Source organism: Amycolatopsis sp. NPDC051045, assembly GCF_040682955.1.
Lineage (GTDB): Bacteria > Actinomycetota > Actinomycetes > Mycobacteriales > Pseudonocardiaceae > Amycolatopsis.
This window is the reverse complement of record NZ_JBFBCC010000006.1, coordinates 122,138-141,763: the sequence shown is the minus strand read 5'-3', so window position 1 is coordinate 141,763 and position 19,626 is coordinate 122,138. Positions and strand designations below refer to the sequence as shown.

The window sequence follows — 19,626 nt, the reverse complement described above, 5'->3', positions numbered from 1 at the left end:
GACTCGGGGGTGAGCGACTACTACGGGGAGGTGTGGTGAGCGGAAGCACTGGCACGTTCCCCGGAACCGCGGCCCTGACGCAGGTCGGCCGCCTCGCGACGCTGTCGTGGGAGGTCCTGCGCGCGATCTTCAAGCGCCCCTTCCAGGCCCGCGAGTGGATCCAGCAGTGCTGGTTCTTCGCCAGCGTCACGATCCTCCCGACGGCGCTGGTGGCCATCCCGTTCGGCGCGGTGATCGCCCTGCAGCTCGGCTCGCTGACCGCGCAGATCGGGGCGCAGTCGTTCACCGGCGCGGCCAGCGCGCTGGCCATCGTGCAGCAGGCCAGCCCGCTGATCACCGCGCTGCTCGTCGCAGGTGCCGGCGGCAGCGCCGTCTGCGCGGACATCGGCGCGCGCAAGATCCGCGAAGAGATCGACGCCATGGAGGTCCTCGGCGTCAACCCGATCCAGCGGCTCATCGTGCCGCGGGTGCTCGCCGCGATGGTCGTTTCGGTGCTGCTGAACGGCTTGGTCAGCGTCGTCGGCGTGCTCGGCGGCTACTTCTTCAACGTGGTCCTGCAGGGCGGCACGCCCGGCGCGTACCTGGCCAGCTTCAACGCGCTCGCGCAGGTGCCGGACCTCTGGGTCAGCGAAATCAAGGCGCTGCTGTACGGCTTCGTCGCCGGCGTCGTCGCGGCGTTCCGCGGGCTGAACCCGGCCGGTGGCCCCAAGGGCGTCGGCGACGCCGTCAACCAGGCCGTGGTGATCACGTTCCTGCTGCTGTTCCTGATCAACGTCGTGCTCACCGCGATCTACCTGCGGATCGTCCCGCCGAAGGCGATGTGATGACCGCCGGACCCCTGGACACCGACCGGACGCTCGAGTACCTCGCGCGCCCCGGCCAGAGCCTGGAAGGGCTCGGCAAGCAGCTCGCGTTCGCCGCGAAAGCGCTCGCCTGGTCGCCGCGCACGATCCGCCGCTACAGCCGGGAAACGCTGCGGCTGCTCACCGAGGTCTGCTTCGGCACCGGCGGGCTCGCAGTGATCGGCGGCACGCTCGGCGTGATGATCGGGATGACAATGTTCACCGGCCTCATCGTCGGCCTGCAGGGCTATTCCGCGCTCAACCAGCTCGGCACGGCCGCGCTCACCGGGTTCATCTCCGCCTACTTCAACACGCGCGAGGTCGCGCCGCTCTCGGCCGGACTCGCCCTGAGCGCGACGGTCGGCTGCGGCTTCACCGCGCAGCTCGGCGCGATGCGGATTTCCGAGGAGATCGACGCGCTGGACGTGATGGGCGTGCCGAGCATGCCGTACCTGGTGACGACCCGGGTGCTCGCCGGCGTCGCCGCGGTGATCCCGCTGTACGCGGTCGGCCTGCTCTCGAGCTACCTCGCGTCGCGGCAGATCACCATCTGGCTCTACGGCCAGTCCGCGGGCACCTACGACCACTACTTCACGCTCTTCTTGCCCCCCGGCGACGTCCTGTGGTCGTTCGGGAAAGTGATCGTGTTCAGTGTGCTCGTGATCCTGTCCCATTGTTACTACGGCTACCACGCGAGCGGCGGCCCGGCCGGGGTCGGCGTTGCGGTGGGCCGCGCGGTGCGGACGTCGATCGTGCTGATCTCGGTGCTGGACTTCTTCCTCAGCCTGGCGATCTGGGGCGCGAACACCACGGTGAGGATCTCGGGATGAGGCGCGAGCTCTGGCAGCGGCTCCGGTACCAGGTGCTGGGGCTCGTCTTCCTGCTCGTCGCCGCCTTGTTCATCGCGTTGACCCTCGCCGTCTACAACAAGGCGTTCACGCCCGTGACGCTCGTGAAGCTCGAAACCGACCGCGTCGGCAGCCAGCTGCGCACCGGCGGCGACGTCAAGGTCCGCGGCATGCTCGTCGGCGAGGTCCGGTCGGTGCTGGCGAAGGGCGATCACGCCGAGCTGGAGCTGGCCCTCGACCCGGACAAGACCTCCGTCATCCCGGCGAACGTGTCCGCGCGGCTGCTGCCCAAGACGCTCTTCGGTGAGCGGTACGTCGCCCTGCAGCTGCCGGAGAAAGCCGAGCGGCCGATCGAGGCGGGTGACGTCATCCCGCAGGACCGCAGCAGCACCGCGATCGAGCTGCAGAAGGTCCTCGACGACGTGATGCCGCTGCTGCAGGCCGTCCAGCCCGAAAAGCTGTCGAGCACGCTCACCGCGGTGGCCACCGCGCTCGACGGCCGCGGCAAGCAGCTCGGCCAGACCCTCGTGGGCCTGTCGGACTACCTCGGCAAGCTCAACCCGTCGCTGCCGGACGTCAAGGCCGACATCACCGGGCTCGCGAACGTCGCGAACACCTACGACAAGGCGGCGCCGGACCTGCTGCAGGCCCTGTCCGACCTGACGACGACGAGCCGGACGATCGTCGACCAGCGCGACCGGCTCAGCGACCTCTACGCCACGGTCACCGCGGCTTCGGTGGACCTCACGAGCTTCCTGCAGGTCAACAAGGACAACCTGATCCGGCTCACCACGGCGATCCAGCCGACGCTGGACGTCCTCGCGAAGTACGCGCCCGAGTACCCGTGCCTGATGCGGCAGCTCGCGGAGTCGGTGCCGCGGGCCGAGCTGGCGTTCGGCAAGGGCACCGCGCACCCGGAGGTCAGCCGGGTCACCATCGAGTTCGCCGCCAGCCGCGGGAAGTACCTGCCCGGCGTCGACGAGCCGAAGTACGAGGACAAGCGCGGGCCGCGCTGTTACCCGACGGTTCCGAAGCCCGGGGTGTGGCCGCAGTACCCGCCCGACGGCGCGATCGAGGACGGCTCCAGCAAGCCGGCGCCGCCGAAGTCGCCGTCCGGGGAACTGCCCGGCCCGGTCACCGCGGGCGGCGGCGCGGTCGGCGGAGATGGCTCGATCGTCGGCTCCAGCTACGAACGGGACTTGATCGACCTGCTCGCCTCGCCCGCGCTCGGCACTTCGCCCGGCGACGTGCCCGGCTGGGCGGGTCTGCTCGTCGGGCCGCTGTACCGCGGGGTGGAGGTGGAGCTGAAGTGAGGAGTTTCGTCCCGTCGCTGATCAAACTGGCGGTGTTCGCCGTCGTCACCGTGCTGTTCACCGGGATCCTCGCGGCCACCATCGCGAACACGAACTTCGGCGAGACATCGGGGTACACGGCCAAGTTCACCGACGCGTCCGGCCTCAAGGAAGGCGACGACGTCCGCATCGCCGGGGTCAAGGTCGGCCAGGTCGACACGATCGCGGTGGTCGAGGGCGAGCGGAACCTCGCCGAGGTCCGGTTCGACGTCGAGCACACCTACCGGCTGCCGGAGACGGTGACCGCGACGATCAAGTACCGCAACCTCGTCGGCCAGCGCTACCTCGCGCTCGGCACCGACGTCCCGGGCGACAAGGCGCTGCCGGACGGCGGCACCATCCCGCCCGAGCGCACGAAGCCCGCGCTGAACCTCACCGTGCTCTTCAACGGGTTCAAGCCGCTGTTCAAGGCACTGAACCCGAAGGACGTCAACCAGCTCTCGGCCGAGATCATCAGCGTCTTCCAGGGCGAGGGCGGCACGATCACCAGCCTGCTGCAGCACACCGCGTCGCTGACTTCGGCGATCGCGCGCAAGGACCAGGTGATCGGCCAGGTCATCGCCAACCTCAACACCGTGCTCGGCACGGTCAACGCCCACGGCCCGCAGCTCGGCGACCTCATCGAGCAGACCCAGAAGCTGGTCAGCGGGCTGGCCGAGCAGCGCAAGCCGATCGGCGACGCGGTCAGCGCGCTCGGCGACCTCGCGGTGTCGACCACCGGGCTGCTGGCCGACGCTCGCCCGGCGTTGAAGGACGACGTCGCGCAGCTCGGCGTGCTCTCGCAGAACCTCGGTGACTCGGGTGAACTGCTCAACCACCTGCTCGAGGTGCTGCCGGGCAACCTGCAGAAGTTCACCCGAACCCTGAGCTACGGCAGCTGGTTCAACTACTACCTGTGCGGGATCACCGGCACCATCGGCATTTCCTCGCTGGACATCACGCTGCCGATCATCCCCATCCCGGGCACCGAGCGCGCGGAGAGGTGTGGTCCGTGAAACCGCTGAAGGAACGCAACCAGGCCGCCGTCGGCTTGGTCACGCTCGTGCTGATCGTGCTCGTCACGGCCACGACGTACTTCTCCGACCAGCTGCCGTTCTTCGGCAACGGCACGACGTATTCGGCGTACTTCGGCGAGTCCGCCGGGCTGGCGCCGGACAACGAGGTCGAGGTCGCCGGGGTCAAGGTCGGGACCGTGTCGTCGGTGAAGCTGGCGGGCAAGCAGGTCCTGGTCAAGTTCCGCGTCAAGGACGTCCGGGTCGGCGACGCCACCACGGCGTCCATCGAGATCAAGACGCTGCTGGGGGAGAAGTACCTGGCGCTCGACCCGAAGGGCGGCGGCGCGCAGGAGCCGAACGCGACGATTCCGCAGGCCCGCACGCGCACGCCGTTCCAGCTGCAGGACGCCTTCGAGCAGCTGTCGACGACGGTCGGGAACATCGACACGAAACAGCTGGCGGACAGCTTCAACGCCCTCTCCGACAGTCTCAAGGACAGCCCGCAGTACCTGAAGGACACGTTGAACGGGCTGTCCTCGCTGGCGAAGACGGTGTCCTCCCGCGACGCCGACCTGCACACGCTGCTGGCGAACACGAGCCGGGTTTCGAAGACGCTGTCCGACCGCAACGCCCAGCTGCAACGCGTGATCAGCGACGGCAACCTGCTGCTCACCGAGCTGCAGAACCGCAAGACCGCGATCCACGCGCTGCTCACCGGGACACAGCAGCTTTCGCAGCAGCTGACCGGTCTGGTGCAGGACAACCGCGCGCAGCTCAAGCCGACGCTGGAGAAGCTCGGGAAGGTGACCGACATCCTGCAGCGCAACCAGGGCAACCTCGACAAGAGCCTGCAGCTGATGGCGCCGTTCGCCCGGGTCGGTGCCAACGCCACCGGCAACGGCCGCTGGTTCGAGGGCTACCTCTGCGGGCTGCTGCCGCCGACGATCACCGCGGCCGGGCTGCACATCAACCCCGAAGGCTGCACCCCGCCGATCGCGGCGCCGAACCAGGGGGTGGGCCGGCGATGACCATCCGCACCTACCGCGGCCGCACCCTGGTGACCTGGCTGGCGTTCGCGTGCGTCCTCGCGCTGATCGTCACCGCGGGGCTGTACCTGGTGTTCCGCGGATCCGCCGGCACGAAGCTCTCGGCGTACTTCGGCAAGACCGTCGGGCTGTACGCGGGATCGTCGGTGCGGGTGCTCGGCGTGCCGGTCGGCGAGGTCACCGACGTGACGCCCCAGGGCGACGCGGTCCGCGTGGACATGCGGGTCGACGACGTGCCGCTGCCGGCCGGCGTCGGGGCCGTCGTCGTCGCGCCGAGCCTGGTCAGCGACCGGTACGTCCAGCTGACCCCGGCGTACGACAGCGGGCCGGTGCTCGCCACCGGCACGGTGCTGCCGCGCGAGCGCACGGCCACGCCGGTGGAGCTGGACGACCTGTATGCGAGCCTGGACCAGCTGTCGACGGCGCTGGGCCCGAACGGTGCCAACAAGAACGGCGCACTGTCGGGCGTGCTCGACACCGCCGCGAACACGCTGAAGGGCAACGGCGCTTCACTGAACTCGACCGTCGGGCAGCTGGCCGAACTCGCCGAGACCCTCGACGGCTCGAAGGACGACCTGTTCTCGACCGTGCAGAACCTGAACTCCTTCACCGGTGCCCTGGCGCAGAGCGACCAGCAGCTCAACGAGTTCTACGGCCGCGTCGCCGACGTCAGCGGGTTCCTCGCCGCCGACTCCGCCGAGGTCGGGGCCGCGCTGCAGTCGCTCGGTGGCGCGCTCGGCGACGTCCAGCAGTTCGTCAACGACAACAAGGCCGCTCTGGAGTCCAATGTGGACAAGCTGGCGTCGCTGTCGAAGGTGCTGGTCGACCAGCGGGCCGCGCTCGCCGAGGTGCTCGACATCGCGCCGACCGGCGCCACGAACTTCATCAACTCCTACGACGCGGCGTCGGGCACGATCGCCGTCCGCGACAACCTCAACGAGCTGACCCACCCGCCGATCCTCACCGTGTGCCGCCTGATCAGCGCGGTCACGCCCAAGGAGGTTCCGGACACTCTCGGGAACATCTGCAAGCAGCTGGCCCCGATCCTGGACGGCACGCTCAAGCTGCCGACCATCCCGCAGGTGCTCAATTCCCTGCAGAACGGCGAACTGCCACCGCTGCCGCTCCCGCTCGTCGACGTGATGGAGCAGCTTTCGGGTGGGGCGAAGTGAACCGGCGGCAGCGCATCGCCGGGATGGTGGCGGGCGTGCTGGTGCTGGCGGGCTGCAGCGACGGCGGGTTCAACGGCCTCTACGGCACCCCGTTGCCGGGTGGTGCCGACGTCGGTGACCGCCCCTACCACGTCACCGCGTTGTTCACCGACGTGCTCGACCTGGTGCCGCAGTCGAGCGTCAAGGTCAACGACGTCGCGGTCGGGCGCGTGGACAAGATCACCCTGACCCCGGACACGCGGTCGGCGCTGGTGGCGATGACCGTCAACGGCGACATCGCGCTGCCCGCCAACGCCCGCGCCGAGCTGAAGCAGTCCAGCCTCCTGGGCGAGAAGTTCGTCGAGCTGAGCGTGCCCACGGCCGAGCCGGCCACCGGGAAGCTCGGCGATGGCGCGCAGATCCCGCTCGGGCGCACCAACCGCAACCCCGAGGTCGAGGAGGTGCTCGGCGCCCTTTCGCTGCTGCTCAACGGCGGCGGCGTCGAGCAGATCCAGAAGATCAGCCACGAGCTCAACGACGCGCTGTCGGGCAACGAGCCGGAGATCCGCGCGCTGCTGTCCCGGGTGGACGAACTGGCCACCCAGCTCGACGGGCACAAGACCGAGATCCTCCGCGCGATCGACGGCCTCGCCAAGCTGTCCCGCACGTTGACGGGCCAGACGCAGAACCTGACGAACGCGCTCGACAACCTCGCGCCGGGCCTGAAGGTCGTCACCGACCAGCGCGACCAGCTCGTGAGCATGCTGAACGCGCTGAACACGCTGTCCGGGGTCGCGGTCGACACCGTGACGAAGAGCCGGGACCAGCTCGTCGCGAACCTCAAAGCCCTGCAGCCGACGTTGACGAAGCTCGGCGAGGCCGGCCAGAACCTGCCGAACGCCCTGCAGATCCTGCTGACCTACCCGTTCCCCGACTACGCGGGCAACGTGATCAAGGGCGACTACGCGAACGTCGAGGCGAACGTGAACCTCGATCTCGACACGCTGATCCAGAACTTCACGAACTCGTCGCAGCCGCCGATCGCGCTCCCGCAGGGGATCGGCGGCGGGCAGCTGTCCACCGCGCCGCCGCCGTTGCCGCTGCCCGACCTGGGGACCACCCCGCCGGCCGCCGGACCCGATCTGCTGGGCGGGCTGCTCGGCCTGATCGGGGGTGGCCGGTGACCCGCAAGATCCGCGTGCAGCTGTTCGCGTTCGTCGTCATCGCGGTGGTCTCGGTGGTCTACGCCGGCGGCCGGTACGCCGGGCTGGACCGGCTCTTCGGCAACCGCGGCTACGTCGTCACCGCGCAGCTGACCGACTCCGGCGGCATCTTCGTCAACTCCGAGGTCGCCTACCGCGGTGTCACGGTCGGTCGGGTGACGTCGATGAAGCTGACCGAGCACGGCGTCGACGTCGCCCTCGACATCGACGCGGGCGCGCCGGACATCCCGGCCGACGCGCACGCGCAGGTGGCGAACCGGTCGGCGGTGGGGGAGCAGTTCGTGGATCTGCTCCCCGCCACCGACCACGGGCCGTTCTTGACGGACGGCTCGGTGATCACCGCGGACAGGACGTCGCTGCCGCCGTCGCCGGACACCGTGCTCAGCCACCTCGACGACCTCGTCGCGAGCGTGCACCCGGACTCGCTGCGGACGGTCGTCGACGAGACGTACAACGCGTTCGCGGGGGCGGGCCCGGAACTGCAGCAGCTCCTGGACAGCACGGGATCGTTGACGGCGGTGGCCGCGCAGTACGTGCCGCAGACGCAGGGGCTGCTGGCGAATTCGCGGATCGTGCTCGGCACCCAGGAGCGGCAGGCGGCGAACATCACCGACTTCGCGAGCGGGCTGCGCACGATCGCGGGACAGCTCAAGAAGTCGGATCCGGACCTGCGGCGGGTGATCGCGGAGGCGCCCCAGCTCAGCAGGCAGATCAGCGACGTGCTCGCCGCGTCGGGCACCGACCTGGGCGTGCTGTTCGCGAATCTGCTGACCACCGCGCAGATCACCACGTCCCGCAAGGACTCGATCGAGGAGCTGCTGGTCGCGTACCCGATCATTGCGGCGTTCTCGCCGTCGACGTCCCCGGACGGCACCGGCCACCTGGGTGTGGTGTTCAACTTCTTCGACCCGGCTTCGTGCACGAAGGGCTACGAAGGCACGAAGCAGCGTCCGGCGAACGACGAGACCGAAGCGCCGGTGAACCTGACCGCGTACTGCGCCGAGCCGCCGGGCAGCCCGACCGGGGTGCGCGGGGCACAGAACGCGCCCTACGCGGGGAAGCCGCCCGCGATCCCCGCGGCTCCGCAGCAGCAGGCCGCTCCGGCACCTCAGCAGCTGCCGGGGATGCTGAGCCTGCTGACCGGGCCGTCGGCGGGTGGGCTCGGCCGGTTGCTGGGCGCGCCGTGAAGCTGCGTTTGCTGGTGGTTCTGGCGATCCTGTCGGTTTTGGCGGCGGCGTTCTCGGGCTGGTCGTGGTGGCGTGCGGCGGCGGACGATTCCTTCGCTCGCGGCCGTGAGCGCGACGCGGTGCTGGCGGCGGCGGGTCCTCAGCTGGTCACGCTGAACACCATCGACCACCGCACGGCGGCGGCGGACGTCGACCGCTGGATCGCGGCGACGACCGGCCGGTACGGGACGGACCTCGCGGGCGACCGCCAGCTCCAGATCGACCGCGCGACGACGGCTCGCACCGTCTCGACGGCATCCCTGGTCCAGGCGGCGGTGACGGAGATCGACGTCTCCGCCGGGAAGGCACGTCTCCTGGCGGTGCTGGACGTCCGGGTTTCGACGGGCGGCAACGCTGTTTCGCCACGCTTGAACCGGCTGACGGTGGACGTCTCCCGGTCGCCGGGCGGCTGGAAGGTCAGCGGCGTCCAGGCGGCGGGCTCATGACCCGGCTCCTGACGGCGATCGTGGTGCTGGCCCTGGGCTGCACGGCGTGGTTCGGCATCGAGACGGCTTCTCTCTCGCCGGGCGACAACGAGGCGTTGGTCGACCTCCCGGCGACCTCGGACGTCTCGTCGGAGGTGAGCGACGCGGTCAAGGCGGTGTTCTCGTACGACTACGCGAACCTCGCCCGCACCGAGCGGGCGGCTTCGGAGGTCCTGACCGGAGACGCGGTCCGGCAGTACCAGGCCCAGTTCGCGTCGGCCCGAACGCGGGCATCGGCGGAGAAGCTGACTCGCACGACGACGGTCCGGGCGGTCGGGGTCCGTTCGCTGCGGGGCGACGAGGCTTCGCTGTTGTTGTTCCTGGACCAGCAGACGGTGGCCCAGGGCGGGGGAGCGCCGTCGTCGTCGGTGGCCCAGCTGGCGGTGACGGCGAAGCGGGTCGACGGCCGCTGGAAACTGGCCACCCTGACGGCGCTTTAGCCGTCCCAGACAGTCGTGCCCTGGCTGTAACGGTGCAGCTGTGAAATCGGCTTCCCACAATCGCCCTGCCGACCCGAACCCGGCGTGGGTCATCGGCCGCGGCATTGTGTCATGGTCCCAGGTGGATGTACGGCGCCCAGCGCAGAGGGTCCGTAGGATGCGCTGCTCGCAGGGCACCGACCGCCTTGTGGAGGGCGCGGGCCGGATCGCCGGCGTGGGAGCCAGCTGTTCCGGCGAGCTGGTCGTACACGTCAGCAGTGACCTGCGGCGCGGAATTGTCGGCGACGTGCCACATCGTCGCAACGACGTGGCGGTAGCCAATCAGCTGCATGGCGGCCGCCAGGTGGATCGCCTCATCAGGCAACTGGGCACCGCCGGTGGCGGTCTCACACGCCGAAAGGTATGCCAGTTCCGGCTCAGCGAGCTTGACTTCGGCAAGTTCCCGCAACGGCAACGGCCCGTCGGCCAACGCAAATGACCCGGCCTCCGGTTGCATCAGGTCCTGGTCCGCGTGGCAGGCGAAATGCACCCACGGATAATCGGCGAGGACTTCCAGTACAGCCTCTCGCGTCGCTTGCTCTCCGACCAGGTGCCGGACTTCGGCGACCCCGGCCAATGCTTCATTGAGTGCCGTTAGTTCCTCGGTTACTCCGGGCAACGGCGCCCGGTCCCGTGTCGTCGGCATCGCGACGGCGAGCACGCTCGGGGAACGTGTCGGCTTGGGCCGGGATTGCAGACGACGCAGAGCAGTGAGTGTGGGGGTATACGTCGACACCACGCGGTCGGGGACAGATGCGCCGGGCTCCGGTGGATCATCTCTGAGATGACGTGGGTACGAACCGGCTGCGTGGAGGGGAAGTAAGGCCAGCGCATTGGTTGGGCACCACCAAAGCCGGGGTGGAGCATCATTCGCACCGGTCAGGCCGAGTCGATTGAAAATGGGTAAGCAAATCACTTCCCACATCCACTCCAGCAGGTCGAAAATTTCATGCCTATCACGTTCCCGTTCGATGAATGATCGTCCGGGCTGCTGTGAGCGAGTCACGACGTTGAGGAATCCGACGGTGCGCTCCATCGCGGTCCACAGTGTCAAGTCCGGCAGCTCGATGAAATCAACTTGCCCCGGGCCGGTCACCATGAGAGCGTGGCAGTTCAGCCTGCTCACGTTGACGATTACCACTGGACCGTTGGATGCCGCGGTGGACAGTTCAGTGAACGGCGTGGGTGCGAAGAGATGGCCGAGATCCGGGATTTTTTGGACCTCGGTGACCAGCTCATCCCATTGTTCAGTCAGGCGGAGTTGTTCCTGGACTCTCCGTTCCCGAGCTGACTGGGGCAGGAGATGGCCATGGTTCATCGAGTCGAGGTCGTCCTCGACAGTCATGCCGGGAGCATCCATCTGCTCGCGCAGAGTCCGCAGTCGCGCGGCCAGTTCCGGCGCCCGGGTGTCGAGAACTGACAAATCTGTGCGGATTCGGAGCAGTTGTTTCCAGATGACGGACCGTCCCTCTTCGAGGATCTCGACCGCACGCTCGGGACGTCGAGCAGCCAGCAGGGCCGTGGCAGTATTGCTGGCGATGTCCGACCAGTCGGTTAGGTGCTTCTGTCGAGCGTTCCAGCTCAGCCCGTGCCAAGTGAGCTGTGACAGCAACCGCATGGCCAGTTCGTACGCCTCGGCTGCGCCCTCGAAGTCTTTCATTTCGAATGCCACGCGTCCCCATGTCGACGCCGCGTCCATCCTCTGTTCCCGGAGCGCTTCGTTGGAGCGCATCACGCGGTTCCAGCAGCTCCTCGCCTCATCGAGGTCAGTTCGGTCGCCCCGTTGCCGATACCGTTGCTCAAGTAGCTTGCCCAGTTCGAAAAATACAAAACCAACTGTGTGTTCCGGTGTTGGCAGCAGGTCGCGCATGGTCGCGACCGCGCGGTCCAGCTCTGTTGGCGACCCGCCGTCGTGATCGGAGGCCATCGCCAGTGCTCGAGCCAGATTGGCTGCGGCGAGGTGTCGGAAAGAGTGCCGCGGGGCGGCGATATCCATTGCTTCCTGAAGTACGGTTATGGCTTCACGGAGGAACGCAATATTGCCGATTTCTTCATATTGGTGCACGCGACGCAGGCCAAGATTAGACATGTAGATGACGCGACTGGGTGAGACTCGTGGAGTAGCTGCAATTGCTTCACGGTTCCAAGTGATCAACTGCTCGTCGTCCACCTCCTCGCCTGTCAGTTCTTGCCGGACGCTGTGTACGTAGACGAGGTGTGGCCAATGCCATTCCTCGGTCCGGATGGTCCGGCGGGCAGTGCTCGACCGCGCGTTGGGTGAGGGAAATCGCCCGGTTCAGATCGGCGGGTTCGAAGAGATGCCGGAACCGCCACGCGAAACAAGTGCTGAGGTTGGTCAGCGCCAGAACGTGCGATTCGGCGTAAAGCTGCACTGCCTCCGAGCCGATCGTGATTGCTTCGTCGAGGTCGGGCAGTCGGCGTAGCCACTCGTAGCGGACGCGCAGAGATGTTGCGAGGTTGGTCAAGCGACTGCGCCGTTCGGGGTGCCCGGCCGGGGTCTCGGCCAATGCGAGCCGTTCTACGTCGACAGCTTCGCTCAAGTCGTCGAGCCGGCCCGTTCGCTCGTACCGCGTGTACAACGCGGTGCCCAGTAAAGTGAGCCTGAGCAGCCGCGTGTCGCCGGTGGCGTCGTCCAAAACCCGGCGGCGCAGCGTAATGGCAGCGTCCAAGTCCTCGGCGTTACCAGTGTGATCCGCACGGTCGACCAGCCATGAGGCAAGATCGGAGACGTACGCGCCGGCATCCGGTTCGTCCTCCTCGGTGAGGTTGTCGACCGCTTGATAACCCAAAACGATCGCTTCTTCGAGTGTGGTCAGGTTCTCGGTCGTGGTGAATTCGCGGGCCAGTAGGCGAGCGAGGCGGCCGGAACGCAGTGATACGTGCCCGTCCCCCTCCGGGGTGGCCTCGAGGGCTTCGCGGGCTGCACGGATCCCTGCCCGGAGATCCTCTACGTCTCCGGCCAGGTCGAACCGTGCGACGTACAGATCCGCCAGGATCGATTTTCGGAGCGTGCGGTGGGGGTCATCGGGTGGGGTGACCGCGAGAGCCTGGGTGCGCAGTCTGACGGCTGTATCGAGGTCCAGGGCCTCTTTTCTGTGCTGATATCTGTGCCAGAATGCGACGGAGAGTCGTGAGAGCAGGAGCCCTTGTGTTGCCCCGGGTACTGGAGAGAGGTTGACGGCCGCTGTGCATTTGCTGATGGCGGTATCGAGCAAGACGAGATCGTTCTCGTCGCGGTACGAGTTGAGCAGACTCTGCGTCTCTTTGTCGAGTTCTTTCGCTTTGTGGTACATCTTCGTCAGGTTGGCTTGGAGCTGTGGTGTCAGCAGCTCACCGTTGACTGAGACGGCGAAGGACATCAGCCGACTGGCCGTGCCGAGTTCGATGTACTGCGGGTCGGGCCGGCAGTTGTGGCGCGCGGTGTGGAACTTGACGAGCAGGAGCACTGCGGGCATGTAGACCAGTGGTGTACCGGATTCGTCCCGGGCGAACATTGCCGCGAACAGCTTCTGGGCTTCGCCATCTGCCTCGGGGCCGAATATTGCCTCACTGTCGCCTGCTTCCTCGAACCTGGCAAGCCTGGCGATCACGGGTGCCATGAGTGCGGCAACGACGTCCAAGATCTGTGCACCTCGGGTGAATCGTGGGCTGGGACACTGAATATGGTACTTGTCGTACACTACTGTCCGGCGACGTCGTCTGGAGGCTAGCGAATGATCTTGCCTGGGCACGATGATACTCGCTGGGAGCGCGTTGCCGACTTCCAATGGACTGAGAAGGCGTTCGAGTATCTTGAACGTGGGTCTCTGAAAGCCGAGGTCCGACTACGTGACGGCGTGGTCAGCACCCGCGTTTGGGGTAGCTGTCCCCGGTGCGGTGGTTTGTTGGATGACCGGCAGGTGCACTCGGCGGTCACCAATGTGCTGGGTGGCAGCCGGGGTGTGAAAACGTCGTCCAAGCCGGGGCCGGCCGTCGTCCCGGTCGACATCACGTGCGGTTGCGGCCGGGCTCACGACGGTTCCCCGAATGAGCAGACCGGTTGCGGAGTGAGTTTCCGGGTGGAACTCGAGGCGGTCGACCACGACCGCTTGCTGCGGTCAACCGGCGAGATGTCCGACAATGCTGGTGAAGCTGATCCGGCCGGCGCGGCGTCGTGACCGACTATCGCCCCAGGAAGCCCGAGGGACCGCCGTCGGAGGCGGATCTGGCCGAACGCGAAGCGTTCAACGCTTTGGTGCACGAGTCCCTGACGTCGGTCCGGAGCAGCGCAGAGACCTGGCGAAATGGCCTTACCGCGTTCATTACGCTGGTCACCACCGGTATCGTGATCAAGGGGCGAGAAAGCACCAGCTTGCTCGAAGTGGGCTGGCGCGTGGCGGTCACGGCTTTTCTCGGCGTCGGGCTCGCATGCGCAGTTCTCGGGTTGTGGCAGACTCTCGCGGCGCAGGCGGGCACCAGGGCAGGAACCGTTCACCTCACCGAGGTCCTGCGCGATTACGGCTCCGTCGCCGCGTATTCGGTGGCTCTCGCCGCTGCAGCCGCGAGACGGATGCGGCGAGCACGCATTCTCGTCGGCGTGGCGCTTTCCTTTCTGTTGAGTGGTATCGTCGCCAACTGGTGGGCTCCGACAGCACCAGCGGTGCCGCCCGCCTATTTGCAGGTCACCAGTGATCAGACAACCGCCTGCGGCGTTCTCCAGTCAGCCGACGGAGGAGAGATCGTTCTGAAGGTGGACGGTGCTGCTGTCCCAGTGATCATTCCGGTCAAGGGCATCGCGAACTTGAAGGTGGTGTCGCGGTGCGGGTGACGGGTATCGCCAAGTCGGTTCTGCGCTCGGCAACACCGACTGTGTAACTCCGGCGGCGCGCTAACCGTCCCAGACCATGGCGCCCTGGCGGAGAACCTCCACATCGGACGGCTCCGCGACCGGCCACAGCTGGACCACGTACCGGTAGTGCTCCCCGAACTCGTGCTCGTTCCAGGTGCCCGGCGGCGGCTCGGCCGGCACGTACGACACCCGCGCCCGGTACAACCCCGGCAGCACGGAAAAGAACTTTTCCTGTGACGGGTAATCGGCCGGCCCGGAAATGACCAACCGACCGCTCGGAACCGGAAGATCCGCTTCCACCACGTGCTCCGCGTCGGACGCCAAGGAAGTCGCCGAAGGCACCAGGGTCACCGAAGACTCCACCAGGTCCGACCGCGCCGTGGCGATCGCGATACCGCCCGGTTCCACCCCGATCCGGTGAGATTCGACCGCGAGCGGAGTCCAGCCGCTGCCGTCCAGCCGGGAAGCGGAGTCGCGCAACGAGAACTGACGCTGGTCGGCGTGGACGACGAGGTGCACACCAACCACCCTAGCCAGGACCCGCCCCGAAATGGTATCGACGCCGGGTTTAGCGTTGACACATGACCACTGCTTCCGTCGACGTCGACACAGCCCGCAGCGACTACGCGGCCCTCGTCGACCGCGGCCTCTCCCTGGACATCACCCGCGGCAAGCCGTCCCCCGAGCAGCTCGATCTCTCGAACGCGCTGCTCGGCCTCCCGGGCGACGGCACCTTCAAGGCCGAGGACGGTACCGACGTCCGCAACTACGGCGGCCTCAAGGGCCTGCCGGAGCTGCGCCGCATCTTCGCCGGGGCGCTGCAGGTGCCCGCGGAGCAGCTGCTCGCCGCGGGAAACTCCAGTCTCGAGCTGATGCACGACGCCGTCGTGCAGGCCCTGCTGAGCAAGCTGCCCGGCGCCGAGCGCCGCTGGGCCGACGAGCCGCAGGTGAAGTTCCTCGCCCCCGTCCCGGGCTACGACCGGCACTTCGCGCTCACCGAGCGGTTCGGCATCGAGCTCGTCCCGGTCGCCATGACCGACGAGGGCCCCGACATGGACGCCGTCGAGACGCTGGTCGCCGAGGACAGCGCGGTCAAGGGCATCTGGTGCGTGCCCAAGTACAGCAACCCCACCGGCGTCACGTTCAGTGACGACGTCGTGCGGCGGCTCGCGACCATGACCACCGCGGCGCCCGACTTCCGGATCTTCTGGGACAACGCCTACGCCGTGCACCACCTCACCGACGACGAGCCGGCGCTGGCGGACGTCCTGGCCCTGGCCACCGAGGCCGGCCACGCCGACCGCGTCTTCGTCTTCGGCTCGACCTCGAAGATCACCCTCGCCGGGGCCGGCGTCGGCTTCTTCGGCGCCTCCGAGGCCAACCTCGCCTGGTGGACCGGCAACACCGGCAAGCGCACCATCGGCCCGGACAAGGTCAACCAGCTGCGCCACGCGCTCTTCCTCCGGGACGAGGCCGGCGTCCGCGCCCACATGCGCAAGCACGCCGAGATCATCGGCCCGAAGTTCGCGGCCGTCGACCGCATCCTCACCGAGGAGCTGTCGGACCTGGCGTCCTGGACCAAGCCGACCGGCGGGTACTTCATCACGCTGACCGTCCCGCAGGGCACCGCGAAGGAGGTCGTGCGGCTGGCGAAGGAGGCCGGCGTCGCGCTGACCCCCGCCGGGGCGACCCACCCGCACGGCGACGACCCGGCCGACGCGGTCATCCGCATCGCGCCGACCTTCCCGAAGCTCGCCGAGGTCGAGGAGGCCGTCCGCGCGCTGGCCGTCTGCGTCCGGCTCGCGGTCGCGCAGCGCGACTGACCAGGGAAAACGGAAGTCGATCAAAAATTTTTCCGTTTTGACCGAGCCGGGGGGCTCCGCGGTACGTATGACCGGTGGGTGAGGTGGACGAACTCGTCACGAGAGGACGTCCCCCGGTGTTCGGAAAACGCTACACAGAGCAGCTGATCGAGCGCAGCGCGGAGAACGCGACCGACCGCCGCCGCTTCCTCAAGGCTGCGGGAGCGGCGGGGCTCGGCGTCGCGGGCGCCGGTGCGCTCGGCACAGCGCTGTCGCTGGGCCTCGGCTCGGCCGGTGCCACGTCGCAGTACGGGCAGCAGGGAGGTGACGCGGCGAAGGAGGCGGCGAGTGACGCCGCCGTGCTGAACTTCGCGCTGAACCTCGAGTACCTCGAGGCGAACCTGTACTCGTTCGCCGTCTCCGGCTACGGGCTGAACGAGAAGTACGTCAACGGCGTCGGCAACCTGGGCCAGGTCTCCGGTGGGCACGCGGTGAAGTTCAAGAGCGAGCACACCAAGCAGATCGTCCAGGAGATCGCCGGCGACGAGGTCGCGCACGTTCAGTTCCTGCGCAAGGCGCTGGACAAGGCGGCCGTCGCACAGCCGGAGATCGACTTCCAGAACAGCTTCACCGCGGCCATGCAGGCCGCCGGGGTGATCAAGGAGGGCCAGACCTTCGACCCGTTCGCGAGCGAGAACAACTTCCTGCTCGCCGCGTACCTGTTCGAGGACGTCGGCGTGTCCGCCTACAAGGGCGCGGCGCCGCTGGTGAACAACAAGACCTTCCTCGACGCGGCCGCGGGCATCCTGGCCGTCGAGGCCTACCACGCCGGGATCGTGCGGTCGGCGCTGTTCGAGCGCGGCCTCGGTGACATCACGAACAAGATCTCCGATGCCCGCGACAGCCTCGACGGCAAGGCCGACGACGACGAAGGCGTGCTCAAGGACGGCAAGGCGAACCTCGTTCCGACCGACGCCAACGGCATCGCGTTCGGGCGCTCCGCCGAGCGCGTGCTCAACATCGCCTACCTCAACCCGGACAAGGTGTCCTCGGGTGGCTTCTACCCGCGCGGCCTCAACGGCGACATCGCGACCAGCGGTGCGAAGGAGTAGGCGCCGCGTGCCGCCGTCACGGTAACGTCGACGACGGCGGCACGCGGAGTTCACGAGGGGGCGCGGAGTGCGGGTACTGGTCGCGGGCGGCGGGATTTCCGGCACGGTCACGGCGATGGCGCTGAAGCTCGCCGGGCACGAGCCCGTCGTGTACGAGGCCTACCCCGCAGGTGGGGACGACATCGGCGCGTTCCTCACGATCATGCACAACGGCATGGACGCCCTGCGCGCGATCGGCGCGGACCGGCCCGTGATCGACGCGTCCTTCGCCGCCTACGGGGTCGAGCTCGTCGCCCCGACGGGAGAAACCGTCGGGCGGCGCGAGTTCGGCACCGAAGGCCTCGACGAGCCGCGCACGCTCACCCGCGCGACGCTCTACCGCGTCCTGCAGGACGAGGCCGTGGGCCGCGGTGTCCCGCTGGAGCGCGGCAAGCGGCTGGTGAGCGCGACGCCCGGTCCGCACGGGGTGACGGCGGAGTTCGCCGACGGCACCACCGCGACCGGCGCCGTCCTCGTCGGCGCGGACGGCCTGCGCTCGGTCGTCCGGCGGCTGATCGACCCGGCCGCGGACGCACCCCGCTACACCGGGCTGACCGTCGTCTACGGCTACACGCGAGCGGGCGGGCTGCCCGCAGCGCCCGGGATCTACCGGATGGTCCGCGGCAGCCGGGCGGCCTTCGGGTTCACGACCGACCCCGGCGGCGCCACCTTCTGGTTCGCCCGCATCCCGGACGCCGAGCGGTCCCGCGAGGACATCGCCGCGGTCACCCCGGCCGGCTGGCGCGAGTTCGCGCACGCGGCGTTCGACGGCGACCCGCTGCCCTGCGCGGACATCGTGGCCGCCACCGGTGACCAGGTGTTCGGCGGGCACTCCTACGACGTCCCCGGGACGCGCCTCTGGTCGACGCCCGAGATGGTCCTCGCCGGCGACGCCGCCCACGCCGCCTCCCCGGCCGCCGGCCAGGGCGCGTCGATGGCGTTGGAGGACAGCGTCGTGCTGGCGCAGTGCCTGCGGGACCTGCCGGACCCGGTGGCGGCCTTCGCCGCGTACGAAAGACTTCGCCGCGAGCGCGTCGAGAAGCTCGTCGCGGCGAGCGCCGGCCAGGACGTCGGCGAAGAAAGTGGCTGGCTCTACTCCCACCACATCGACTGGGACGAGAAGATCACCGCTTAGCGCCGCACGAATCGCGGACCACGAGCTTCGTGGGCAGGTGCACCGGTTGCGGTGCCGTCGCGTTCTCGATCATCGCCAGCAGCGCGCCGGCCGCGGCCGTGCCGAAGCCCGGTTTGTCCTGGGCCACCGTGGTGAGCGCCGGGTCGACCAGGGACGCCACCTCGATGTCGTCGAACCCCACCACGGCCAGGTCCGCCGGCACGCGCAGCCCGGCCGCGCGGGCCGCCAGCAGCGCGCCGATCGCCATCTCGTCGCTGGCTGCGAACACCGCCGTCGGCGGGTCCTTGCGGGCCAGGAGCCGCCGCATGCCGACGAACCCGCTTTCGCGGTAGAAGTCCCCGCTGATCACGAGGTCCTCGCGCGCCGGCAGCCCGGCGTCGGCCAGCCCGCGCCGGTACCCCTCGGTGCGGGCGGCGGCGGGCGCGTTGCCACGGGGGCCGGTGATCGTCGCGATCCGGCGGTGCCCGAGTGCGGCCAGGTGCCGGACGGCTTCCGCCGCGCCCTCGGCGTTGTCCGAGGTCACGTAGGTCGCCCGCGGCCCGGCCAGTGCGACGTCCAGTGCGACGCACGGCAACCCGGACTGGGCGAACGCGGTGAACGCCTCGGCGTCCGTGCCGCTGTCGATGAGCACCAGCCCGGCCAGGTGGTGCCGCCGGGTCATGCCGACGTAGGCGATCGGGTCGGCCAGTGACACGCCCGGGTGGCGGTCGCGGGCGTCGTCGCTCGTCGCGAGCAGCAGCAGGTGGTAGCCGTGTGAGCTCAACGCGGATTTGAGGCCCAGTAACAGGTCCTGCAGGAACGGGTGCCGCCAGCCGGGCCGCCGGTGGTCGGTGTCCCAGACCAGCCCGACCATCGCCGACTGCTGCCGCGACAGGGCCCGCGCCGACTCGTTCGGGGAAAAATCGAGCTCCCGCGCCACGCGCTCGACGCGTTCGCGCGTCGTCGCACTGACCGTGGCGGGGCGGTTGAACACCCGGGACACGGTGGCGACGGAAACCCCGCAGAGCTGCGCGACTTCGCGGGCGGTGACCATGGCAACCTC

The 19,626-nt window shown here is 68.5% G+C and carries 19 protein-coding genes; 15 read left to right on the top strand and 4 right to left on the bottom strand.

Translation table 11 applies throughout. The annotated features are described in order from the left end of the window. The first annotated feature begins 35 nt into the window (after positions 1–35). Genes AB0M80_RS17065 through AB0M80_RS17020 form a run of 10 tightly spaced genes read left to right on the top strand, consistent with a single transcriptional unit; the run spans position 36 to position 9,608 of the window. Positions 36–824, top strand: a complete 789-nt coding sequence (locus tag AB0M80_RS17065) for an ABC transporter permease (protein WP_364565127.1) — start codon at positions 36–38, stop codon at positions 822–824. Continuing rightward, positions 824–1,672 (top strand): ABC transporter permease, encoded by an 849-nt coding sequence (locus AB0M80_RS17060; RefSeq protein WP_364565125.1) that lies wholly within the window; start codon positions 824–826, stop codon positions 1,670–1,672. Before AB0M80_RS17065 ends, AB0M80_RS17060 begins: the two co-directional genes overlap by 1 nt. Then, a complete protein-coding gene (locus AB0M80_RS17055) occupies positions 1,669–3,003 on the top strand; it encodes an MCE family protein (RefSeq protein WP_364565122.1) in 1,335 nt (444 codons plus the stop codon). The genes AB0M80_RS17060 and AB0M80_RS17055 overlap by 4 nt, the downstream gene beginning before the upstream one ends. Next, positions 3,000–4,037 (top strand): MlaD family protein, encoded by a 1,038-nt coding sequence (locus AB0M80_RS17050; protein ID WP_364565119.1) that lies wholly within the window; start codon positions 3,000–3,002, stop codon positions 4,035–4,037. Before AB0M80_RS17055 ends, AB0M80_RS17050 begins: the two co-directional genes overlap by 4 nt. Then, on the top strand, positions 4,034–5,065 hold the full coding sequence (locus tag AB0M80_RS17045; RefSeq protein ID WP_364565117.1) for an MCE family protein: 1,032 nt from the start codon (positions 4,034–4,036) through the stop codon (positions 5,063–5,065). Before AB0M80_RS17050 ends, AB0M80_RS17045 begins: the two co-directional genes overlap by 4 nt. Further along, positions 5,062–6,255, top strand: coding sequence for an MCE family protein (locus AB0M80_RS17040; protein WP_364565115.1), 1,194 nt, complete (start codon positions 5,062–5,064; stop codon positions 6,253–6,255). Before AB0M80_RS17045 ends, AB0M80_RS17040 begins: the two co-directional genes overlap by 4 nt. Continuing rightward, the gene (locus AB0M80_RS17035; protein ID WP_364565112.1) at positions 6,252–7,418 is read left to right on the top strand and encodes an MCE family protein; all 1,167 of its coding nucleotides are present in this window, start codon (positions 6,252–6,254) and stop codon (positions 7,416–7,418) included. Before AB0M80_RS17040 ends, AB0M80_RS17035 begins: the two co-directional genes overlap by 4 nt. Then, positions 7,415–8,644 (top strand): MCE family protein, encoded by a 1,230-nt coding sequence (locus tag AB0M80_RS17030; protein WP_364565109.1) that lies wholly within the window; start codon positions 7,415–7,417, stop codon positions 8,642–8,644. The genes AB0M80_RS17035 and AB0M80_RS17030 overlap by 4 nt, the downstream gene beginning before the upstream one ends. Then, positions 8,641–9,129, top strand: a complete 489-nt coding sequence (locus tag AB0M80_RS17025) for a hypothetical protein (protein ID WP_364565107.1) — start codon at positions 8,641–8,643, stop codon at positions 9,127–9,129. Before AB0M80_RS17030 ends, AB0M80_RS17025 begins: the two co-directional genes overlap by 4 nt. Continuing rightward, positions 9,126–9,608: a hypothetical protein gene (locus tag AB0M80_RS17020; RefSeq protein WP_364565104.1), complete on the top strand. Its 483-nt coding sequence runs from the start codon at positions 9,126–9,128 to the stop codon at positions 9,606–9,608. The genes AB0M80_RS17025 and AB0M80_RS17020 overlap by 4 nt, the downstream gene beginning before the upstream one ends. Positions 9,609–9,717: 109 nt before the next feature. Here the strand turns inward: AB0M80_RS17020 and AB0M80_RS17015 are convergent, their stop codons facing one another. Together AB0M80_RS17015 and AB0M80_RS17010 are read right to left on the bottom strand one after the other, a co-directional pair. After that, positions 9,718–11,817 carry a CHAT domain-containing protein gene (locus AB0M80_RS17015; RefSeq protein WP_364565101.1) on the bottom strand — a complete coding sequence of 700 codons (2,100 nt, stop codon included), beginning with the start codon at positions 11,815–11,817 and terminating at the stop codon, positions 9,718–9,720. After that, positions 11,783–13,288, bottom strand: a complete 1,506-nt coding sequence (locus AB0M80_RS17010) for a hypothetical protein (RefSeq protein WP_364565098.1) — start codon at positions 13,286–13,288, stop codon at positions 11,783–11,785. Before AB0M80_RS17010 ends, AB0M80_RS17015 begins: the two co-directional genes overlap by 35 nt. Before the next feature lie 264 nt (positions 13,289–13,552). On the opposite strand from AB0M80_RS17010, the gene AB0M80_RS17005 reads away from it, so the two are divergent. Next, the gene (locus AB0M80_RS17005; RefSeq protein ID WP_364565095.1) at positions 13,553–13,825 is read left to right on the top strand and encodes a hypothetical protein; all 273 of its coding nucleotides are present in this window, start codon (positions 13,553–13,555) and stop codon (positions 13,823–13,825) included. Next, complete coding sequence (locus AB0M80_RS17000; protein WP_364565093.1) at positions 13,822–14,475, top strand: hypothetical protein; 654 nt, start codon at positions 13,822–13,824, stop codon at positions 14,473–14,475. The genes AB0M80_RS17005 and AB0M80_RS17000 overlap by 4 nt, the downstream gene beginning before the upstream one ends. A gap of 60 nt (positions 14,476–14,535) precedes the next feature. On the opposite strand, the gene AB0M80_RS16995 is transcribed toward AB0M80_RS17000, so the two are convergent. After that, positions 14,536–15,015: a hypothetical protein gene (locus AB0M80_RS16995; RefSeq protein WP_364565090.1), complete on the bottom strand. Its 480-nt coding sequence runs from the start codon at positions 15,013–15,015 to the stop codon at positions 14,536–14,538. A gap of 62 nt (positions 15,016–15,077) precedes the next feature. On the opposite strand from AB0M80_RS16995, the gene AB0M80_RS16990 reads away from it, so the two are divergent. The 3 genes from AB0M80_RS16990 (at position 15,078) to AB0M80_RS16980 (ending at position 18,584) form a co-directional block, all read left to right on the top strand. Beyond that, positions 15,078–16,319 (top strand): aminotransferase class I/II-fold pyridoxal phosphate-dependent enzyme, encoded by a 1,242-nt coding sequence (locus tag AB0M80_RS16990; RefSeq protein ID WP_364565087.1) that lies wholly within the window; start codon positions 15,078–15,080, stop codon positions 16,317–16,319. A 116-nt stretch (positions 16,320–16,435) separates the two neighbouring features. Beyond that, complete coding sequence (locus AB0M80_RS16985) at positions 16,436–17,410, top strand: ferritin-like domain-containing protein (RefSeq protein ID WP_364565084.1); 975 nt, start codon at positions 16,436–16,438, stop codon at positions 17,408–17,410. A 67-nt stretch (positions 17,411–17,477) separates the two neighbouring features. Further along, positions 17,478–18,584: an FAD-dependent monooxygenase gene (locus tag AB0M80_RS16980; protein ID WP_364565081.1), complete on the top strand. Its 1,107-nt coding sequence runs from the start codon at positions 17,478–17,480 to the stop codon at positions 18,582–18,584. On the opposite strand, the gene AB0M80_RS16975 is transcribed toward AB0M80_RS16980, so the two are convergent. Next, the gene (locus AB0M80_RS16975; protein WP_364565078.1) at positions 18,574–19,617 is read right to left on the bottom strand and encodes a LacI family DNA-binding transcriptional regulator; all 1,044 of its coding nucleotides are present in this window, start codon (positions 19,615–19,617) and stop codon (positions 18,574–18,576) included. The genes AB0M80_RS16980 and AB0M80_RS16975 overlap by 11 nt on opposite strands. Positions 19,618–19,626 lie beyond the last annotated feature (9 nt).